This is a genomic window from Sphaerisporangium album (assembly GCF_003323745.1).
In the GTDB taxonomy this organism is placed as follows: Bacteria; Actinomycetota; Actinomycetes; order Streptosporangiales; family Streptosporangiaceae; genus Sphaerisporangium; species Sphaerisporangium album.
The window spans coordinates 240701-256969 of the sequence record NZ_QOIL01000011.1 but is presented as its reverse complement, the minus strand read 5'-3'; the positions used below and the strand labels follow the sequence as shown (position 1 = coordinate 256969).

At 70.8% G+C, this 16269-nt stretch carries 17 protein-coding genes; 8 read left to right on the top strand and 9 right to left on the bottom strand.

Features of this window, described 5'->3' with window-relative positions:
* Nucleotides 1-299: 299 nt before the first annotated feature.
* Complete coding sequence (locus tag DQ384_RS20910; RefSeq protein WP_114030537.1) at nucleotides 300-695, bottom strand: hypothetical protein; 396 nt, start codon at nucleotides 693-695, stop codon at nucleotides 300-302.
* 917 nt (nucleotides 696-1612) lie between these two features.
* On the opposite strand from DQ384_RS20910, the gene DQ384_RS20905 reads away from it, so the two are divergent.
* Together DQ384_RS20905 and DQ384_RS20900 are read left to right on the top strand one after the other, a co-directional pair.
* A complete protein-coding gene (locus DQ384_RS20905; RefSeq protein ID WP_114030536.1) occupies nucleotides 1613-3112 on the top strand; it encodes an FAD/NAD(P)-binding protein in 1500 nt (499 codons plus the stop codon).
* A gap of 121 nt (nucleotides 3113-3233) precedes the next feature.
* Nucleotides 3234-3647, top strand: a complete 414-nt coding sequence (locus tag DQ384_RS20900) for a hypothetical protein (RefSeq protein ID WP_220183039.1) — start codon at nucleotides 3234-3236, stop codon at nucleotides 3645-3647.
* Nucleotides 3648-3751: 104 nt separating this feature from the next.
* On the opposite strand, the gene DQ384_RS20895 is transcribed toward DQ384_RS20900, so the two are convergent.
* Nucleotides 3752-3952, bottom strand: coding sequence for a DUF397 domain-containing protein (locus tag DQ384_RS20895; RefSeq protein WP_114030534.1), 201 nt, complete (start codon nucleotides 3950-3952; stop codon nucleotides 3752-3754).
* Nucleotides 3921-4769 (bottom strand): helix-turn-helix domain-containing protein, encoded by an 849-nt coding sequence (locus DQ384_RS20890; RefSeq protein ID WP_114030533.1) that lies wholly within the window; start codon nucleotides 4767-4769, stop codon nucleotides 3921-3923. Before DQ384_RS20890 ends, DQ384_RS20895 begins: the two co-directional genes overlap by 32 nt.
* A gap of 173 nt (nucleotides 4770-4942) precedes the next feature.
* On the opposite strand from DQ384_RS20890, the gene DQ384_RS20885 reads away from it, so the two are divergent.
* On the top strand, nucleotides 4943-5371 hold the full coding sequence (locus tag DQ384_RS20885) for an ATP-binding protein (protein WP_181871314.1): 429 nt from the start codon (nucleotides 4943-4945) through the stop codon (nucleotides 5369-5371).
* 166 nt (nucleotides 5372-5537) lie between these two features.
* Complete coding sequence (locus tag DQ384_RS20880) at nucleotides 5538-6293, top strand: hypothetical protein (protein WP_114030531.1); 756 nt, start codon at nucleotides 5538-5540, stop codon at nucleotides 6291-6293.
* A gap of 117 nt (nucleotides 6294-6410) precedes the next feature.
* Here DQ384_RS20880 and DQ384_RS20875 read toward each other — a convergent pair whose 3' ends face one another.
* The 5 genes from DQ384_RS20875 to DQ384_RS20855 all read right to left on the bottom strand — a co-directional run bounded on the left by DQ384_RS20875 (nucleotide 6411) and on the right by DQ384_RS20855 (nucleotide 10294).
* On the bottom strand, nucleotides 6411-6770 hold the full coding sequence (locus DQ384_RS20875; RefSeq protein WP_114030530.1) for a hypothetical protein: 360 nt from the start codon (nucleotides 6768-6770) through the stop codon (nucleotides 6411-6413).
* A 96-nt stretch (nucleotides 6771-6866) separates the two neighbouring features.
* Nucleotides 6867-7928: an ABC transporter ATP-binding protein gene (locus DQ384_RS20870; RefSeq protein WP_114030529.1), complete on the bottom strand. Its 1062-nt coding sequence runs from the start codon at nucleotides 7926-7928 to the stop codon at nucleotides 6867-6869.
* A 157-nt stretch (nucleotides 7929-8085) separates the two neighbouring features.
* Complete coding sequence (locus DQ384_RS20865; RefSeq protein WP_181871313.1) at nucleotides 8086-8904, bottom strand: ABC transporter permease; 819 nt, start codon at nucleotides 8902-8904, stop codon at nucleotides 8086-8088.
* A 156-nt stretch (nucleotides 8905-9060) separates the two neighbouring features.
* Nucleotides 9061-9876 (bottom strand): molybdate ABC transporter substrate-binding protein, encoded by an 816-nt coding sequence (gene modA, locus DQ384_RS20860; RefSeq protein WP_114030527.1) that lies wholly within the window; start codon nucleotides 9874-9876, stop codon nucleotides 9061-9063.
* A 7-nt stretch (nucleotides 9877-9883) separates the two neighbouring features.
* Entirely contained in the window at nucleotides 9884-10294 is a 411-nt protein-coding gene (locus DQ384_RS20855) for a TOBE domain-containing protein (protein ID WP_114030526.1), read from the bottom strand.
* Between the two features lie 211 nt (nucleotides 10295-10505).
* On the opposite strand from DQ384_RS20855, the gene DQ384_RS20850 reads away from it, so the two are divergent.
* From DQ384_RS20850 to DQ384_RS20840, 3 genes are all read left to right on the top strand, one after another.
* The gene (locus tag DQ384_RS20850; RefSeq protein WP_114030525.1) at nucleotides 10506-11423 is read left to right on the top strand and encodes a LysR family transcriptional regulator; all 918 of its coding nucleotides are present in this window, start codon (nucleotides 10506-10508) and stop codon (nucleotides 11421-11423) included.
* Between the two features lie 100 nt (nucleotides 11424-11523).
* Nucleotides 11524-12684: an NAD-dependent formate dehydrogenase gene (locus tag DQ384_RS20845; RefSeq protein ID WP_114030524.1), complete on the top strand. Its 1161-nt coding sequence runs from the start codon at nucleotides 11524-11526 to the stop codon at nucleotides 12682-12684.
* A 366-nt stretch (nucleotides 12685-13050) separates the two neighbouring features.
* Nucleotides 13051-14247 (top strand): ROK family transcriptional regulator, encoded by a 1197-nt coding sequence (locus DQ384_RS20840; protein ID WP_114030523.1) that lies wholly within the window; start codon nucleotides 13051-13053, stop codon nucleotides 14245-14247.
* A 27-nt stretch (nucleotides 14248-14274) separates the two neighbouring features.
* Here DQ384_RS20840 and DQ384_RS20835 read toward each other — a convergent pair whose 3' ends face one another.
* On the bottom strand, nucleotides 14275-14814 hold the full coding sequence (locus DQ384_RS20835) for a hypothetical protein (RefSeq protein WP_147268850.1): 540 nt from the start codon (nucleotides 14812-14814) through the stop codon (nucleotides 14275-14277).
* A 291-nt stretch (nucleotides 14815-15105) separates the two neighbouring features.
* On the opposite strand from DQ384_RS20835, the gene DQ384_RS20830 reads away from it, so the two are divergent.
* Nucleotides 15106-15723 (top strand): aldo/keto reductase, encoded by a 618-nt coding sequence (locus tag DQ384_RS20830; protein ID WP_114030521.1) that lies wholly within the window; start codon nucleotides 15106-15108, stop codon nucleotides 15721-15723.
* Nucleotides 15724-16269: the final 546 nt, after the last annotated feature.

The following is a 16269-nucleotide window of genomic DNA, read 5'->3' as shown; positions in this document are numbered from 1 at the left end:
CGCCCCCACGCACATCGCCGTCCCCTGGGCCGGGCCCAGCCGACGATCTGTCACAGGAACCCCTCGACCTGGTCGTCACCCTCTCGGCAGGGGCCGGGCGGCCGGTTCGGGCGGGCGAGGCCCGCCCGAACCGGCCGTATGACCTGCTGCCGTCCGGCGATGCTAGGCAGTCGGACGTCCGGTAGCCGTGATCATCGATCGTTTGGTCGGACAAGTGGGGAATGGGCGCGCACGAGCGGCCATGGTTCGGCGATCCCCGACGACCGCCGGCCAGATGCGCGGCCCGCGGAGCGATCCCGCTACGCTCGGCCCTCCGCGGGCCGGTCCTCATGGGGCCGATCCCCCTGAGGCCACACTTCCCGAGGCGCGGCCTCCTGATGCGCGGGTTCCCGGCCCCGATCCGCCTCGGACTGCCGGCGGAGTTGGGCGTAACGCTCGGCGACCCGCCGGGCCGTGGTCACCGGGTCGTCGGCGGGGCTGTAGCTGTAGCTCCTGCGGTTGCCCGCCGTCACGGCACCCGACCACCAGAAGCAGGAGCCGTCGGTCCACGCGACGAGGTCGACCCACACGCTGACCAGCGCGAGCCCGCGCCCCTCGTGGACCTCGCCCGTGATGCCGTGCCGTTCCAGGGCACGGCTCAGCCGGTGGGCGGCCTGCGCGGACGGATGCCGCCACGACCGCTCATCGTCCGTCATGGCGGTCCCCTCGCGCGCGTGCGGCAGCCCTCATGGCCACGAACCTAGAAATGAGACGACAAAGCGGGCAAGAGGGTTTCTCATTGTTGCTTCGGATTGGTCAATGATTCAATCTCCCGGCAGCGTCAGGAAACCCGCCGTTACTAGTGCGGACACTTCGGGAAACCGGTCGTCCGCACCAGCCTCGCCGCACCCGAAAATGCCCGGCCGTTCACCGCCATCACCGGCCTGGCCAGCCACGATGACCTCGGATCTCGGAAATCCGGAAATCGGACCGCTCATATTCAGGCCGGATATGGGCCACCCAAATAACGGGGACGCCGTGACGGGCGTCGCACGGTCCGCGAGGCGCGGAGCGTCCCGAACGCGCATTTCCGGGGGCGGGTGGGCTGGAACGCCGTCCATGTCGGCGGAAGTCTGGTTGCGTCTGGTTTCCCGCCCGCGCCACGCCCACGCCCCGGGCCGGGGACCGCGAACGCGCGTGCGGACGAGCCGCGTACGGCTCGGGCGACCCGCGCCTGGGCTACGAGGAGACGTGCGTCCGCGGTTCGTGGTGTTCGACGGCACGGCGACGTCCTTCGCGGGGCCGAGCGGCGACCAGCGGGCGTTCTACCGCCCGTACTTCACCACGCTCACCGACGCGCACAGCGTCTCCCCCGCGCTGGACACCTACGACCCGACCCCGACGCGGGCCCTGGCGCGAGCCCGGCGCGGGCCAACTCCCTTGGCTGCCCGAGCGCGACCGTCGTTTCCAGCGACTGGCGCACCGTCCCCGGCCGGCAGGGCCCGCACCCGCGCGGCGCCTGCTGACCCCAGGCCAGCAAATCGGGCATACGACGCAAAACTTCACCCACCCGCAACCCGGAGTTGAGCTATAACCCTTATGTCATGTAGGTATACAGGGTTATTCTGAGCACGTGCCTCACCCTCCAGCGGTCGTCATCGTGGGCGGCGGCGCCAGCGGAAGCCTGGCGGCCATCCACCTGCTCCGCGCGCCGGCGAACGGCGCACCGCTGGAAGTCGTGCTGGTCGACCGGGACGGGCGCCACGCGCTCGGGCAGGCCTACGCCACCACCGACCCGCGTCACCTGCTCAACGCCTGCGCCGAGAAGATGAGCGCCGTGGACGGCGACCCCGGCCACCTGCTGGCCTGGGCCCACGCGAACGGCCTGGACGTCGCCGGGTCCGACTTCCTCCCCCGCGAGGCGTACGGACGCTACCTGCGCCACGTCCTGGACACCGAGGCGCGCCGCGCCGCGCCCGAACGGCGGCTGACCCGGGTGACCGGCACGGCCTGCTCGCTCGCCCGCCCGGCCACCGGCCGTCCACTCCACGTGCGCCTCACCGACGGGCGCGTGATCGAGGGCGACGCGCTGGTGCTCGCCACGGGCAACCCCTCCCCGGCCACGCCCCCGGGCCTCATCGGGCACACCGGCGAACGCTACATCGCCGACCCGTGGGCGCCGGGCGCGCTCGGCCGCGTCCGCGACGGCGCGGTGCTCGTGATGGGCACCGGCCTGACCATGGTGGACATCGCGCTCACGGTCACCGGGACCGACCCGCGCGCGGTGGTGTACGCCGTCTCCCGGCACGGCCTTCTGCCCCGGCCGCACCGGCACCCGTCGCCCCCGCCCGTCCCCGCGCCCGTCCCCGAAGGCCCACTCACGCTCGCCCGGCTGCTGCGAGCCGTCAGGAGCGCCGTCCGGGACAACGACGGCGACTGGCACGCCGTGGTGGACGGCCTGCGGCCCCGCGTCCCGGACCTGTGGTCACGGCTCGCCCCCGGCGACCAGCGCCGGTTCCTGCGCCTGGTGGCCCGCTACTGGGAGATCCACCGCCACCGCCTCGCCCCCGCCACGGCCGCCCTCGTCGACGAGTTGCGCGCCACCGGCCGCCTACGCGTACTGCGCGGCCAAGTGGTCAGCGCCGTCCACACCGCGGGCCCGATCGGCGCGGCCGGCCCGGCGAACGCCATAGGCCCGGTCGGCGCGGCAGGCGTCATAGGCCCGGTCGGCGCGGCCGGGGCGGCGAACGCCGTCGGCATCTCCGGTGTGACATGCTCTCCGGACGGGCTGACCGTCGCGGTGGAGGACGGCGACGTCCGGCGCGACCTGCGGGTCGACTGGCTGGTCAACGGCACCGGCCCCGCCTCCGGGGCCGACCGCGACCCCTTCCTTGCCCGCCTGCTCGCCGACGGGGTGATCCGCCCCGGCCCGCTCGGGCTCGGCCTGGACGCCGACGGCGACGGCGCCGTCCTCGACACCACCGGTCGCCCGTCCGACCACGTCTTCACCCTCGGCCCGCCCCTGCGCGGCAAGTGGTACGAGACGACGGCGGTCCCCGAGATCCGCGCCCAGGCCGCGGCCCTGGCCCCCCGCCTCATCGAGGCCGTCACCCACCCCGCGGCCCTGCGCTGAGGCACCCGGATCCCCCGATCCGGGCCGCCGATGACCGGCCGGGTCCCGCACCTGCGGTCGATTCCTGCGAGGCAATCGAATATATGGCCATCTCATGGATTTTCGGACGCTACGGTGGGGCGTGGCCACCTCCGGATACTCGGGCACCCCGCTCGCCAAGAAGATCGGCGTCAAGCCCGGCTACCGGGTCCGCCTGGCGCACCGCCCCGATGGCTGGGCCATCCCAGACCTCCCCGACGACTGCGCGGTCACGAACGCCGGCGGGACCGCCGGGGCCGACGTCACCGTGGCCTTCTACCGCGCGGCGGCCGACCTGGCGGATGAGTCGTCCCAACTGGTCCACGACCTCGCCGACCACGCGATGCTGTGGATCGCCTGGCCCCGCCGCGCCGCTGGGCACGCCAGTGACATCACCGAGAATCTGCTGCGCGAGGTCTTACTGCCGCTCGGCGTCGTGGACGTGAAGGTCGCCGCCCTGGGCGACGACTGGTCCGGCCTGAAGTTCGTCCGCCGCAAGGAGAACCGCACCACCTGACCCGGCCGACGGGAGGGCCCGCTCGCTGGCCTGTGACCGATCCTCAGATGAGCACCGTCGGGACATCTCACCTGAGGATCCATCACCAGGGGGACGCGGCCAGGTCAGGCGGACAGTTCTCCTCGCGCGAGGCCGCGCAGGAACGCCGACCAGCCGCCAGGAGAGGCGACAAGAGCCGGACCTGACGGGTTCTTACTGTCGCGGACCGCTACCAGCCCCGGCAGGTTCGACGCCACCTCGACACACTCTCCCTGGTCCGCGCTGAAGCTGCTCTTACGCCACCGTGCGTCCTGAAGGTCTTGCATCACTTTGGTTCACCGCTTCCTCTATTAGTCGAAGTGACTGGCTGAACGGGACGGCCTCGGCCCGGAGCGCGTCGTACCGGCGGACCAGCTCGGCGATCAATCGGCGGTCGTCGAAGGTGCGTCCGGACGGTTGCGCATCCGTGTATGCGGCGTAGGGGTGCCCGTTCCGTTCCGCGATGATGAAGCCGCCTGCCATCCCGCAGTGCGCCCGCACCGTGCAAGGCACGACTTGGATCGTCACCTGGGGATGCCGGGCGATCTCAAGCAGGTACCTTAGCTGTTCGCGGGTGACCTCCATATCGCCGATCACGCGCCGGATAACGCCTTCGTCCATGACCACGCTGAGCGCGGGCGGCTTTTCCCGGTGAAGGATCGCCTGCCGCTGCATACGGTTGGTCAGCCGCCTTTCCAGCACCTCATCGGTGATGCCGGGCGTTGCGGCGAGGACTTCACGAGCGTACGCCTCGGTCTGGAGCAGACCGGGGACGATCATCGGCTGCCAGGTTCTCAGCCCCGTCGCGTCCTCCTCTTCCTCCAGCCACGGGCGCAGGTATTCGGGGGCCTTGTGCCAGGTCGTGGCCATATACAGCCTGACCATGGTGCCGTCCAGGCCGAAGACCTGGTCGCACAGTTCCGCGAACTGGCGGGACGGGGGGCGTTTGACCTGCTCGACCATGTTGACCATCGAGTCGGAATAGCCGAGGCGCTGGGCGAGCTGGCGCTGGCTCATGTTGACCGCGTTCCGGTAGCGGCGCAGCTCGAAGGCGAACAGGGCGCGCGGGGACTCGTACGGGTCTGGCTCTCGGTCGGGGGGCATGGTGCACCTGCCTATCGACTAGGACACTTCGCTGCATGAATCACGCCGCCCACCATGACTGTGGTCACGGGGTGGATGCGATCCACTACCAAGAGTAGTCCGATGGCGGCATTCTGTTAGGGCGAACTCCCGATCACGTCCGGCAATTCTCCGGCGAGCGAAAAGGCATGCCGATGATGACAGGATTCCTGCTCGGCGTTACCCACCTGACCGGTTCTCCGCAGTCGGCCGCACAGGCCCGTGAATACGTGCGCGCCAAACTCGGGAAGCATCACCCGGCGCTGGACGACGTCGTATTACTGGTATCCGAGGTCGTCACCAACGCCGCCGTCCATTCCAATTCGAGAAACGGCGGCGTGGTCACCCTGGCCATCGCCGATTGTCACGACCTCGTCCGCGTCGACGTGGTGGACGCCGGCGGCGAAACGGCTCCGCGCGTGTGCGATGACGACCAGGCCGAAGGCGGACGCGGCCTGGTGCTGGTGGACCACATTTCCCACCGCTGGGACGTCCACGAGGACGACACCGGGCGCACGGTGTGGTTCGAGGTGAAGTACCGGCACGCCTACGAGCCCCATGGCGTTCCCCCTCGACCCTCGTAGCGAGGACCGGTGGAGAACCGGACCGATCAGCGGGCACGAGGCCGGGACACGGTCAGGTGGAGGGACTGCCATGGCGAGGGCATGCGTGTGATGATTGCGCTGCCCGTGGTTTCCCTCATAGGACCAATAGTCATCTGGCCGTTGTGCAGCTAGGGGGGCCGATCCAGTGCGCCAAGCCCGGCCGGGCCGTGTCCGCGTCTTCGCCGTCCTGTTCCTGCTCACGTTCACGTCGGCGGCCGTCGGCGGGGTGATCGCGGGGATGAAGATAACCGAGCTGCGCGACGCGGCGCGCGCGCAGGAGAGCCGGCTGGCGTCGCTGCAGAGCAGGGTGAGCACCGTCAGCAAAGAGACAGACCAGCTCCGCGACGAGCGGGACGCCGCGAAGAAGGCCATCGCGGAACTGGAGAAACAGTCCGGCACGTCCGTGAAGGACGTCACCGAGATCTTCCGGGACGGGCTGACGCTGACCCGGACGAGCGTGCTCGACGCCGCCCTCCCGAAGGACCCGCTGAGCGTTCCCCTCCAGCAGGCGAACTGCCGGTCGGACTTCGACAACTGGGCCTGCGAGGACTTCACGACCATCTCGGCGTCGCTCTCGCCGTGCGAGACCGGCGAGCCGTGCCTGTCGCAGACGTGGGTGGACGGCGCGGCGGTGCTTTCCAGGGGCGACGACCCGGCCGCGACGACGTGGTCCGGCTCCGGCACTCCGGTCGGCGTGCAGTTCCAGTGCGGCGGCGCCGACGTCAGCGCCGAGATGACGTGGAGTTTCACGTTCGAACCCCGCGCGGCCGCCTTCGACCCGAGCAGCCGGAAGTGGAGGGTCACCGAATACTCCGCCGAATTCCAGCTCCAGACCTCCCCGGGCTCGGCCTGCCCCGAATTCACGGCGACCTGGACCCTGCCCGACGGCACCGTTTCCTGATCGCCCGGCCTGCCCGGCAACCCGCCACCGCACGCCGCACGGACACGCGAGGGCGTTTCGACGAGACCGGGACGGCACCTCACTCGGGGAGGCGCCGTCCCGGTCACGTGGGGCCGTTCAGCCGTTCACGTTCGAAATGCCGCGATAGATGAATATGGAGATATCGGAGTAGGTGTTCTGCACGATGGCCCTGGTCTCTGGGACGCGTTTCAGCTCACGTAGTTTCGGCATTACACGGTCGAGATCGAGTGTTCCATGAATGCGCGCGAGATGCCCCAGACAGGTGATGGCCACTTCGCGCACGTAAAGGTTTGGATGATCGCACAGTTCGAGGCATCTGTCCTGAACCCAGCGCCAGTCATCGGCCCCCCCGAGAGTCGCAGCTACCAGGCTATCGCGGATCAGATCGATGTCGTTCGCTTCCATGGCCCGCAGCAGGCTCTCAGGAATGCCCTCCTCGGCCTCCTCGTACTCCATTCTTATTTCGGCCTTCCTCAGTGGTCGACGATACCGGCCTTGATCAACGCACTTCGCGCTCTGTCGTCGAGGCCCTTCCATCGAACGCTAAGCGAGTCATGCCGGATAGGCGTGGGTTTCGGTGGCTTTGACCGAGGCCCAGATGGCCTGGCCGGGGGTGAGGTCCAGGTCCGCCACGGCGGCGGGGGTGATGTCGGCGAAGGCGGTGATGGGGCCTTCGAGGTGGACGCGGACGTTGTCGCCGTGCCGTTCGATGCCCTCGATGCGGGCCTGCCAGAGGTTGCGCGGGGTGCCGTCCGGACGGGCCCGGTAGAGGGCGACGGCGGCCGGTGAGAACGCGACGAACGCCGGGCCCTGAAGATGCTCGACGACGCTGAAGGACATACCGCCCACCTCGACCCGGCGGTCGGAGGCGGTGCCCCGGTACAGGTTGAGGCCGACCAGGCGGGCGACGTAGTCGGTGCGGGGACGGCGGGCGACCTCGGCGGGCGGGCCGGTCTGGACGATCGCGCCGTCCTCGACGACCACGAGCCGGTCGGCGAGCACCATCGCGTCCAGCGGGTCGTGGGTGACGAGCACGGCGGCGCCGTCGAAGTCGTCCAGGTGGCGGCGCAGTTGTGAGCGGATCTCCAGGCGGGTGTGCGCGTCGAGGGCCGCGAGCGGCTCGTCCAGCAGGAGCAGCCGCGGCCCGACGGCCAGGGCGCGGGCCAGGGCGACGCGCTGCGCCTGACCGCCCGACAGGGTGCCGGGACGTGCGGAGGCGTGCGCGGACAGGCCGACCCGCTCCAGCAGGGCCGCGGCGGTGCGGCGGGCCTCGGCCTTGGACGCGCCGTGGCAGCGCGGCCCGAAGGCCACGTTGTCGAGGGCGGACAGGTGCGGGAACAGCAGGTAGTCCTGGAAGACCATGCCGATGGGGCGGAGCTCGGCCGGCAGGTCGTGCAGGGGACGGCCGTCGAGGCCGATGCGGCCCCCCTCCGACAGGGCGGCCAGCCCGGCCAGCGCCCGCAGCGCGGTGGTCTTCCCGGCGCCGTTGGGCCCGAGCAGCGCCAGCACCTCCCCCGGCGCGACCTCCAACTCGATGTCCAGGACGAACGCGGCCCGCGTGACGACGAGCCGCGCCCGCAGCCCACCACCGTCAGCGGCGCCGGAGCCGCTCATCGCAGCGCCCTCGGCCGGGCGGGACCGACGTGCGCCCCACCATCTCGCGGCACGGGCCAGGTCGGCGGGCGGACGCCTGATCCGGCGTGCCCGGCGGCGGACCGCGCGGGTGTACGGATGCGCGGTCGCACTGGCCGGGCGGACGGGGCGGGCCGGCTCATGGGGACGTCACCCACCTGTCGCGCAGGGCGGCGAGGATGGCGACCGAGACGACGAGGAGGACCAGGCTGAGGACGATGGCGGACTCGGGGTCGGTTTCCAGGGCAAGGTAGACGGCCAGCGGCATGGTCTGGGTGCGTCCGGGGAAGTTGCCGGCGAAGGTGATCGTCGCGCCGAACTCCCCCAGGGCGCGCGCCCAGCACAGGACGGCCCCGGCGACGACCCCGGGCGCGACCAGGGGCAGCGTGACGCGGTGGAACACCGTCCAGCGCGAGGCGCCCAGCGTGGCGGCGGCCTCCTCGAAGCGCGGGTCGGCGCCCCGCAGCGCCCCCTCGACGCTGATGACCAGGAACGGCATCGCGACGAACGCCTCGGCCACGACGACGCCCGCCGTGGTGAAGGGCAGCGAGACGCCGAAGGTGGCGTCCAGCCACTGGCCGACCAGCCCGCGCCGGCCGAGCACCAGCAGCAGCGCCACTCCCCCGACGACGGGCGGCAGCACGAGGGGGACGGTGATGAGCGCCCGTACGACGCGCCGCCCGGGGAAGCTCACGCGGGCGAGCAGCCACGCGAGCGGCACGCCCAGCAGCAGGCACACGGCCGTGGCGACGGTCGCGGTGACCAGCGACAGCCGCAGTGCCTCCAGCACCTGTGCCCCCGCCAGCCGGGACGGCAACGTGGACCACGGCGCGCGTACCAGCAGCCCGGCCAGCGGCAGCACCAGGAAGGCCATGCCGATCACGGCGGGTATCAGGAGCGGCCAGGGCGGGCGGCCCATCACGCGGTCGCCTCCGGCCGCGCCACGGCGAGGCCGCATCCTGGCGTGGCCGGAGGATGAAACTGGAGAAGTCATGAGATATCCGGACGACGCTGCGCGGGACGCCGGCCGGTGGACGACACGAGGGAAGCCACGCGACACCCCGGACGAGGCCGCGTGCGGGACCGGACGGAAGGCGTGGCGCGGGTCACGGGATCAGGGGGTCTCGAAGCCCGCCTTGCCCAGCACGTCCCTGCCCTGCTGGGACAGCACCAGGTCGACGAACTGCTGGGCCAGGCCGGGCGCGGAGGCGTTGGACAGCGGGGCGATCGGGTAGTCGTTGACGGCCTTGTCGGCCTCGGGGAAGGCGATGCCCGTCACCTTGCCCTGCGAGGCGAGGACGTCCGTCTTGTACACCAGGGCGGCGTCCACCTCGCCGAGCTGCACCTTGGTGAGCGTGGCCTTGACGTCCTGCTCCAGCGTGACCGGCTTGACCGTCACCCCGGCGGCGTCGAGCGCCTTGACGGCGGCGGCGCCGCACGGCACCTGCGCGGCGCACAGCGCGACCTTGACCTTCGGGTCGGCGAGGTCGGACAGCGCGTCCACCTTGGCCGGGTTGTCCGGCGGGACGGCGATCTCCAGCTTGTTGCGTACGAACGTGACCGGCGAGGCGGCCAGCGAGGCGTCCGTGACGGTCTTCATCGTTGCCGGGCTGGCGGCGGCGAAGACGTCCGCGGGCGCGCCCTGGGTGATCTGCTGCGCGAGCGTCGCGCTGGACCCGAAGTTGAACCTCACCGAGGCGCCCGGGTGGGCGGCCTCGAAGGCCTTGCCGAGCTCGGTGAACGTCCCGGTGAGCGAGGCGGCGGCGAACACGTTCAGCGTCGTGGCCTCGGCGGGAGCGGTCGTTGAGGCGGACGTGGGGGAGGACGCGGTCGCGGCCGGTTCCCCGGATCCGCAGCCGGACAGGCCTGTGGCGAGCGCGAGGACGACGGGGGCGGCGACCGCCCACCGGGATAGACGCCTGAACACCAAGGGCTCCTTACTGGTTCACCATGCGGGTGTGGTCGGGGATCTCCACGACGACGTTGGTCGACTTGATGACGGCGACCGCCACCACGCCGGGCTGGAGGCCCAGCTCGTCGGCGGCCTGGCGGCTCATCAGCGACACCACGCGGTACGACCCCGCGGCGATCTCGACCTGCGCCATCACCGCGTCCCGGATCACCTCGGTGACGATCCCGCGGAAGCGGTTGCGCGCCGAGGACAGCCCCGAACCGTCCCCGGCCTCGATCTGGGACCGCGCGAACGCGGCGAGGTCGGCACCGCCGACGCGCCGGTGGCCGTTCTCGTCGCGCTCGGCCGCCAGCCTGCCGGAGTCCACCCAGCGGCGGACGGTATCGGAGCTGACCCCGAGCAGCGCGGCGGCCTCGCTGATCCGGAACGTCGTCACAAGCAATCACCATACCTTCGCACATTCCAGCTACAAGAGGCGGATCCCATCGCAACAGCGGCGTTATACATGGCCTCCCTCTGGCATCCACGAGACCTCCTCGGGTGGCCCGCGCGTCGCCGCCCACGATCATGCCCGGACCCGTCGCCGTCACCCGCGGGTCACGCGACGGGGCATCGCCGGGTGAACCCGGATTCGCGTACGCTACGGCATGCTCTTACGCGAGTTGGAGTATCTGGTCGCCCTGGCACGGGAGCGGCATTTCACGCGGGCCGCCGCCGCGTGCCACGTCTCCCAGCCGTCGCTGTCCGCGGGCATCCGCAGGCTGGAGAAGGACCTCGACGTGACGCTGGTGCGGCGCGGGCAGCGGTTCGCCGGGCTCACCGCCGAGGGCGAGCGCGTGCTGCTGTGGGCCCATCGCATCCTCGCCGACCGCGACGCGCTGCGCGACGACCTCGTCCAGATGCAGACCGGCCTGTCCGGGGTCCTGCACGTGGGCGCGATCCCGACCGCGCTGCCCACCGCCTCTCTGCTCACCGCGCCGTTCTGTGAGCGGCATCCGCACGCCCGGGTCGGCCTGGTCTCGCTGTCGTCCCGCGAGATCCACCGCCGGCTCGGCGACTTCGAGATCGACGTCGCGCTGACGTACCTGGACGAGGAGGACCACGCCCGCGCGCTGCCGCTGTACGAGGAGCGCTACCTGCTGCTCACCCCGGACGACGGCGAGCTCGCCGGCCGCGCGCTGGCCCGCTGGACGGAGGTCGCCGCGCTGCCGCTGTGCCTGCTCGGCGGGCAGATGCGCAACCGGCGCATCCTCGACGACCTGTTCCGGGCGGTGGGCGCGGCGGTCGTCCCGGCGGTCGAGACCGACAGCGTGTCCGCGCTGTTCGCCCACGTGGCCACCCGCCGATGGTCCAGCGTCATCGCGCACGCCTGGCTCACCATGTTCGGCGTCCCGGACGGCCTGCGCGTCGTGCGCATGGAGCCGCCGCCGCGCCCGCCGAGGATCGGCCTGGTGACCGCCGACCGCTCCCCCGAGCCGGTGCTCGTGCGGGCCATGCTGCACGTCGCCCGCGGGCTGGACATCCGGGACGCGCTGGACCAGAACCTGCGCCGCCATCTGCGTTGATAGACTCCGCCTATCGCCCATAGGGACATACGCTTTGACCCCGTCCCGGCCCGCCCGGAAGGTGAGATCAACAGCTCCCGATGGACGGAAGGCGACGACGATGGCGAAGATCCTCTGCGTCCTGTACGACGACCCGGTTGACGGCTACCCCGCCACCTACGCGCGCGACGACCTGCCCGTCCTGGACGGCTACCCGGGCGGCCAGACGCTGCCGACCCCCTCGGCCGTCGACTTCACCCCGGGCAAGCTGCTCGGCAGCGTGTCCGGCGAGCTCGGCCTGCGCACCTTCCTGGAGGCGGCCGGGCACACGCTGGTCGTCACCTCCGACAAGGAGGGCGACGGCTCGGCGTTCGACCGTGAACTCGCCGACGCCGACGTGGTGATCTCCCAGCCGTTCTGGCCGGCGTACCTCACCGCCGAGCGCATCGAGCGGGCGCCCAACCTCAAGCTGGCGATCACCGCCGGCATCGGCTCCGACCACGTCGACCTGGACGCCGCGATCCGGCACGGCGTCACCGTGGCCGAGGTGACCTACTGCAACAGCATCAGCGTGGCCGAGCACGTGGTCATGATGATCCTCTCGCTGGTGCGCAACTACCTGCCGTCCAACAAGTGGGTGCTGGACGGCGGCTGGAACATCGCCGACTGCGTCGCGCGGTCCTACGACCTGGAGGGCATGGACGTCGGCACCGTCGCGGCCGGGCGCATCGGGCTGGCCGTGCTGCGGCGGCTCGCGCCGTTCGACGTGCGGCTGCACTACACCGACCGCCACCGGCTGCCGCGCGAGGTCGAGGAGGAGCTGAACCTGACCTGGCACCCCTCCACCGCCGACATGGTGCCGGTCTGCGACGTGGTGACGATCAACGCGCCGCTGCACCCCGAGACCGAGGGCATGTTCGACGACAAGCTGATCGCGAGCATGAAGCGCGGCGCGTACCTGATCAACACCGCGCGGGCCAAGATCTGCGACCGCGACGCCGTGGTCCGCGCCCTGGAGAGCGGCCGGCTCGCCGGGTACGCGGGCGACGTCTGGTACCCGCAGCCCGCCCCGGCCGACCACCCGTGGAGGTCCATGCCGCACCACGGCATGACCCCGCACATCTCCGGCTCCTCCCTGTCGGCCCAGACCCGCTACGCGGCCGGGACGCGGGAGATCCTGGAGTGCTGGCTGGAGGGCAAGCCGATCCGCGACGAGTACCTGATCGTCCAGGGAGGGCACCTCGCGGGCGCCGGCGCCCACTCCTACTCCACCAAGTCCTGAGAACCCGCTCCACCACACCCCGGGGCCCGCTCCACCACACCCCGGACCCGCTCCACCACCTAAGGACCCGCTCCACCAAACGCTGAGGACGGCTCCGCCGAGCCCAGGGACCCGCGCCGTCAAGTCCTGGGGTCCCCGCTCCACCGAACCGTGATGACCCGGCCGCTCCGGTGACTCCCGGCGCCGCGCCGCACGCCGCTCCCGACCGGTGGCGACGGAGCGCGGTTCGCCGGGTGTCGCCGAGGTTACGGGCGACTCCGATGATCCCTTTCTTCGGATTCCGAACCGGGAAAACGGGCTGACAGCCGGTTATCATGACTGCGTCGGCGACGGCCCGACTGCTCCCGAGTCATCAGGATCCCCACGATGCTGAAAGCCGGTCGGTCCCAGGAGGAGATCCGCCAGCACAATCTGGGCGCCCTGCTCCGGCACGTGCACCTGGGCGGCGCCGTCTCCCGCGCGGTGCTGGCCGACCGCATGGGCCTGAACCGCAGCACCATCATGGCGCTGACCGCCGAGCTCACCTCCGCCGGGCTGGTCCGCGAGGAGCTCCCCAAGGAGACCCGCAAGGCGGGCCGGCCGTCGCTGGTGGTCCGCCCCGAGTCCGACCGCGTGTACGTCCTGGCCTTCGACGTCCGCGTGGACCGGCTCGTCGCCGCCCGGGTCGGGCTCGGCGGGACGATCCTGGCCCGCAGGGAGGCCGTGCGGCGGCGCGCCGGCGCCGACCTGGACGACGTGGTCGGCGTGCTCGCCCGCTTCGCCCGCCTCCTGCACCGCGACGCGCGTCCGGACTCGGTGTGCGTCGGGGTGGGGGCGGCGTACTGCGGCATGATCCGCCCCGGGGATGGAATGGTGCGTTTCGGGCCGAACATGGGGTGGGTGGACCAGGCGTTCGGCACCGAGCTCAGCGACCGGCTGGGGCTCGGGCTGCCGGTGGCGGTCGGCAACGAGGCCCACCTCGGCGCGCTCGCCGAACACCAGCGCGGGGCGGGCGTCGGCTTTCAGAACCTCGTCTACCTGCACGGGGACGTCGGCGTGGGCGGCGGCATCATCGTCGGCGGCAAGCTGCTCGACGGCGACCGCGGGTACGGCTGCGAACTCGGCCACATGATCGTCAACCCGTACGACGGGCGGGCCTGCGGGTGCGGCTCGCGCGGCTGCCTGGAAGCGGAGGTCGGCGAGCAGGCCCTGATCGACATGGCAGGCCGCACCTCGGAGCTGTCCGGCCGCGAGGGCGTGCGCGCCGTGGTGGACGCGGCCGCGCGCGGCGACGAACCGGCCCGCGACGCCCTGCGCCGCATCGGCGACTGGCTCGGCATCGGCGTCGCCAACCTGATCAACCTGTTCAACCCCGGCGTCGTCATCTTCGGCGGCATGCTCCGCGAGGTCTACCCGAGCGCGGCCCCGGAGGTCCACCACCGCGTCACCTCCAACGCCCTGGTCATCTCCCGCGAAGTACACCTCCGCACCTCGGGCCTCGGCGACGACAGCACCCTGATCGGCGCCGCCGAACTCGCCTTCTCCAAGGTGCTCTCCAGCCCCCTCGAAGCCCTCGCCCGCTGACCGTCAGACTTTCAGCGGTCCTTGAATCTACGAGCCTACGAGCAGGGCTCCGCCGTAGAAGTACCGCGTGTGCTCGTCCGCGAACCATTCTTCACCTAGATGGACGCCGGTGATTCGCTCGGCCAGGAGGAAGGCGTGCGTCAGCCAGACGTCGAACGTCACCTTGTCCCGCAATCCGAGGCCGGCGAGGCGCGGTTCGAGAGGGCGCACGTCTCCCTCCGGGTCGTCGAGCCGGACCAGACGGCACACGAGCCGACCTTCGCGCGCATAGTAGAACGAGCAATACGACCCATGGGCCACGGTGATGCAGCAAGCCTCGCCTGCGGCGGAGAGCGCCTCAAGCTTGCGACGCCCTCCTGAGGCCAAGGGCTCCAGGACGACGAGCCACGCCCCGGCCAGGCCGATGAGCACCGGATTCGGACCTTCGCCTGACACCGCTCGCTCGTAGGACTCGTCGTAGGCGTCCGCGAGGTTTCTCTGCCCGGCCGTCGACGGATCCGCGCCGAGCACCTCCGCGAGCCGACCCGTGTCCGTGCCCGGCACCCACGTGACGGAGATGTTCCGCATCTGGAAGTCGTACCATTCGAGCAGATGCCGGTACGTAGGCTCCACGTGGTGCGGCAATGCGTCTCCCAGAAGATCGGGGCGGACGGTCGGCCCCGGGAATGGCACCTACGGCCCGCGGTGGCCGACCGTCACGGGCGGATTTCTATTGAGGAATCGTCACATAGAAGCGCTCGAACTCGAGGGAATGTTCTCTCGTTCACGGGCGTCGCCGAGCTCTCCCTCAGGGCTCTCCGCCCCTTTGCCGCGCTCGCAGGGACGTGTGATGGGATGGCCGTTCGGGAGGTAATAGACATGGAATACGTACGCCTGGGGACGACCGGGATGAAGGTGTCGCGGGTCTGTCTGGGGATGATGAGTTACGGGGATCCGGCGCGGTGGCAGGAGTGGGTGCTGGATGAGGAGGGGGCCGAGCCGCTGGTCAGGAAGGCCGCCGAGGCGGGGGTGACGTTCTTCGACACCGCCGACACCTACTCGGCCGGCGCCAGCGAGGAGGTCACGGGAAGCCTGCTGCGTAAGATCTTCACGCGCCGCGAGGAGTACGTCCTGGCGACCAAGGTCTACTTCCCGGTCGAGATCGCCACCAACGATCATGGGCTGTCGCGCAAGCACATCCACGCGGCCATCGACGCCTCGCTCACCCGGCTCGGGACCGACTACGTGGACCTGTACCAGATCCACCGCTGGGACGACAACACCCCCATCGAGGAGACGATGGAGGCCCTGAACGACCTCGTCCGCGCGGGCAAGGTGCGGTACATCGGCGCCTCGACCATGTACGCCTGGCAGTTCGCCAAGGCCCAGCATGTCGCCGAGCGGCACGGGTGGACGAAGTTCGTGGCCATGCAGCCCCACTACAACAAGTGGTTCACTTCAGGCATGAAGAAATCCGCCTGCACTCTCGCGGCGTAGCGCCACCCACATTGGCCATCACTACCCCCTTGACCTGCACGTCTGCTCAACCTCCCAAACCGAATCCTCTTGTCGATCTTGAACGGCAGTCCCGACTCGGCGAGGATCTTCTCTACATGGTCTAGGGCGGCGCAAGCGCCGCCGTCGGGGGCCGTCCGCCCTGCGGCGGCCAGCGGCTCCCGGGCTGCGGCCTTCGGCCGGTCCCGGGGCCGCGCCGTCCTCGGGCAACGACCCCCGACCAACGCAGCACGACCCTTCTCAGGTAGTCACCCCTACAGCCCTACGATCGCCACGGGGTGGTTAATCCTGTTGCGGGGTTGGGGGCGATCGACGGTCCGGCGCTTCGCACCGGCCCACCGGGCTCCCCAAGGGGCAGGCCCGTGGGGGGCTTCTGCGTTACCTCTCTCCCTTCTGTCTCTCGGGACACTGATCGTTCTCGGATTCGACATAACCCGATTGCGCCACGTGATCTAGTTCTCGCTAATCTCGAAGTTGACGAAGCAAATGGCCGCGCCACAGTTCGGGCAGTTCTCAGGTTCGCTGCGG

What these genes read in the sequence shown, in the direction of transcription:
- DQ384_RS20890 (WP_114030533.1), bottom strand. Translation starts at nt 4,769, where the DNA reads ATGCCCCCCGACCGAGAGCCAGACCCGTACGAGTCCCCGCGCGCCCTG.
- DQ384_RS20845 (WP_114030524.1), top strand. Translation starts at nt 11,524, where the DNA reads ATGGCGAAGATCCTCTGCGTCCTGTACGACGACCCGGTTGACGGCTAC.
- DQ384_RS20840 (WP_114030523.1), top strand. Translation starts at nt 13,051, where the DNA reads ATGCTGAAAGCCGGTCGGTCCCAGGAGGAGATCCGCCAGCACAATCTG.
- DQ384_RS20850 (WP_114030525.1), top strand. Translation starts at nt 10,506, where the DNA reads ATGCTCTTACGCGAGTTGGAGTATCTGGTCGCCCTGGCACGGGAGCGG.
- DQ384_RS20910 (WP_114030537.1), bottom strand. Translation starts at nt 695, where the DNA reads ATGACGGACGATGAGCGGTCGTGGCGGCATCCGTCCGCGCAGGCCGCC.
- DQ384_RS20895 (WP_114030534.1), bottom strand. Translation starts at nt 3,952, where the DNA reads ATGCAAGACCTTCAGGACGCACGGTGGCGTAAGAGCAGCTTCAGCGCG.
- DQ384_RS20830 (WP_114030521.1), top strand. Translation starts at nt 15,106, where the DNA reads ATGGAATACGTACGCCTGGGGACGACCGGGATGAAGGTGTCGCGGGTC.
- DQ384_RS20870 (WP_114030529.1), bottom strand. Translation starts at nt 7,928, where the DNA reads ATGAGCGGCTCCGGCGCCGCTGACGGTGGTGGGCTGCGGGCGCGGCTC.
- DQ384_RS20875 (WP_114030530.1), bottom strand. Translation starts at nt 6,770, where the DNA reads ATGGAGTACGAGGAGGCCGAGGAGGGCATTCCTGAGAGCCTGCTGCGG.
- DQ384_RS20865 (WP_181871313.1), bottom strand. Translation starts at nt 8,904, where the DNA reads ATGCGGCCTCGCCGTGGCGCGGCCGGAGGCGACCGCGTGATGGGCCGC.
- DQ384_RS20835 (WP_147268850.1), bottom strand. Translation starts at nt 14,814, where the DNA reads ATGCGGAACATCTCCGTCACGTGGGTGCCGGGCACGGACACGGGTCGG.
- DQ384_RS20885 (WP_181871314.1), top strand. Translation starts at nt 4,943, where the DNA reads ATGATGACAGGATTCCTGCTCGGCGTTACCCACCTGACCGGTTCTCCG.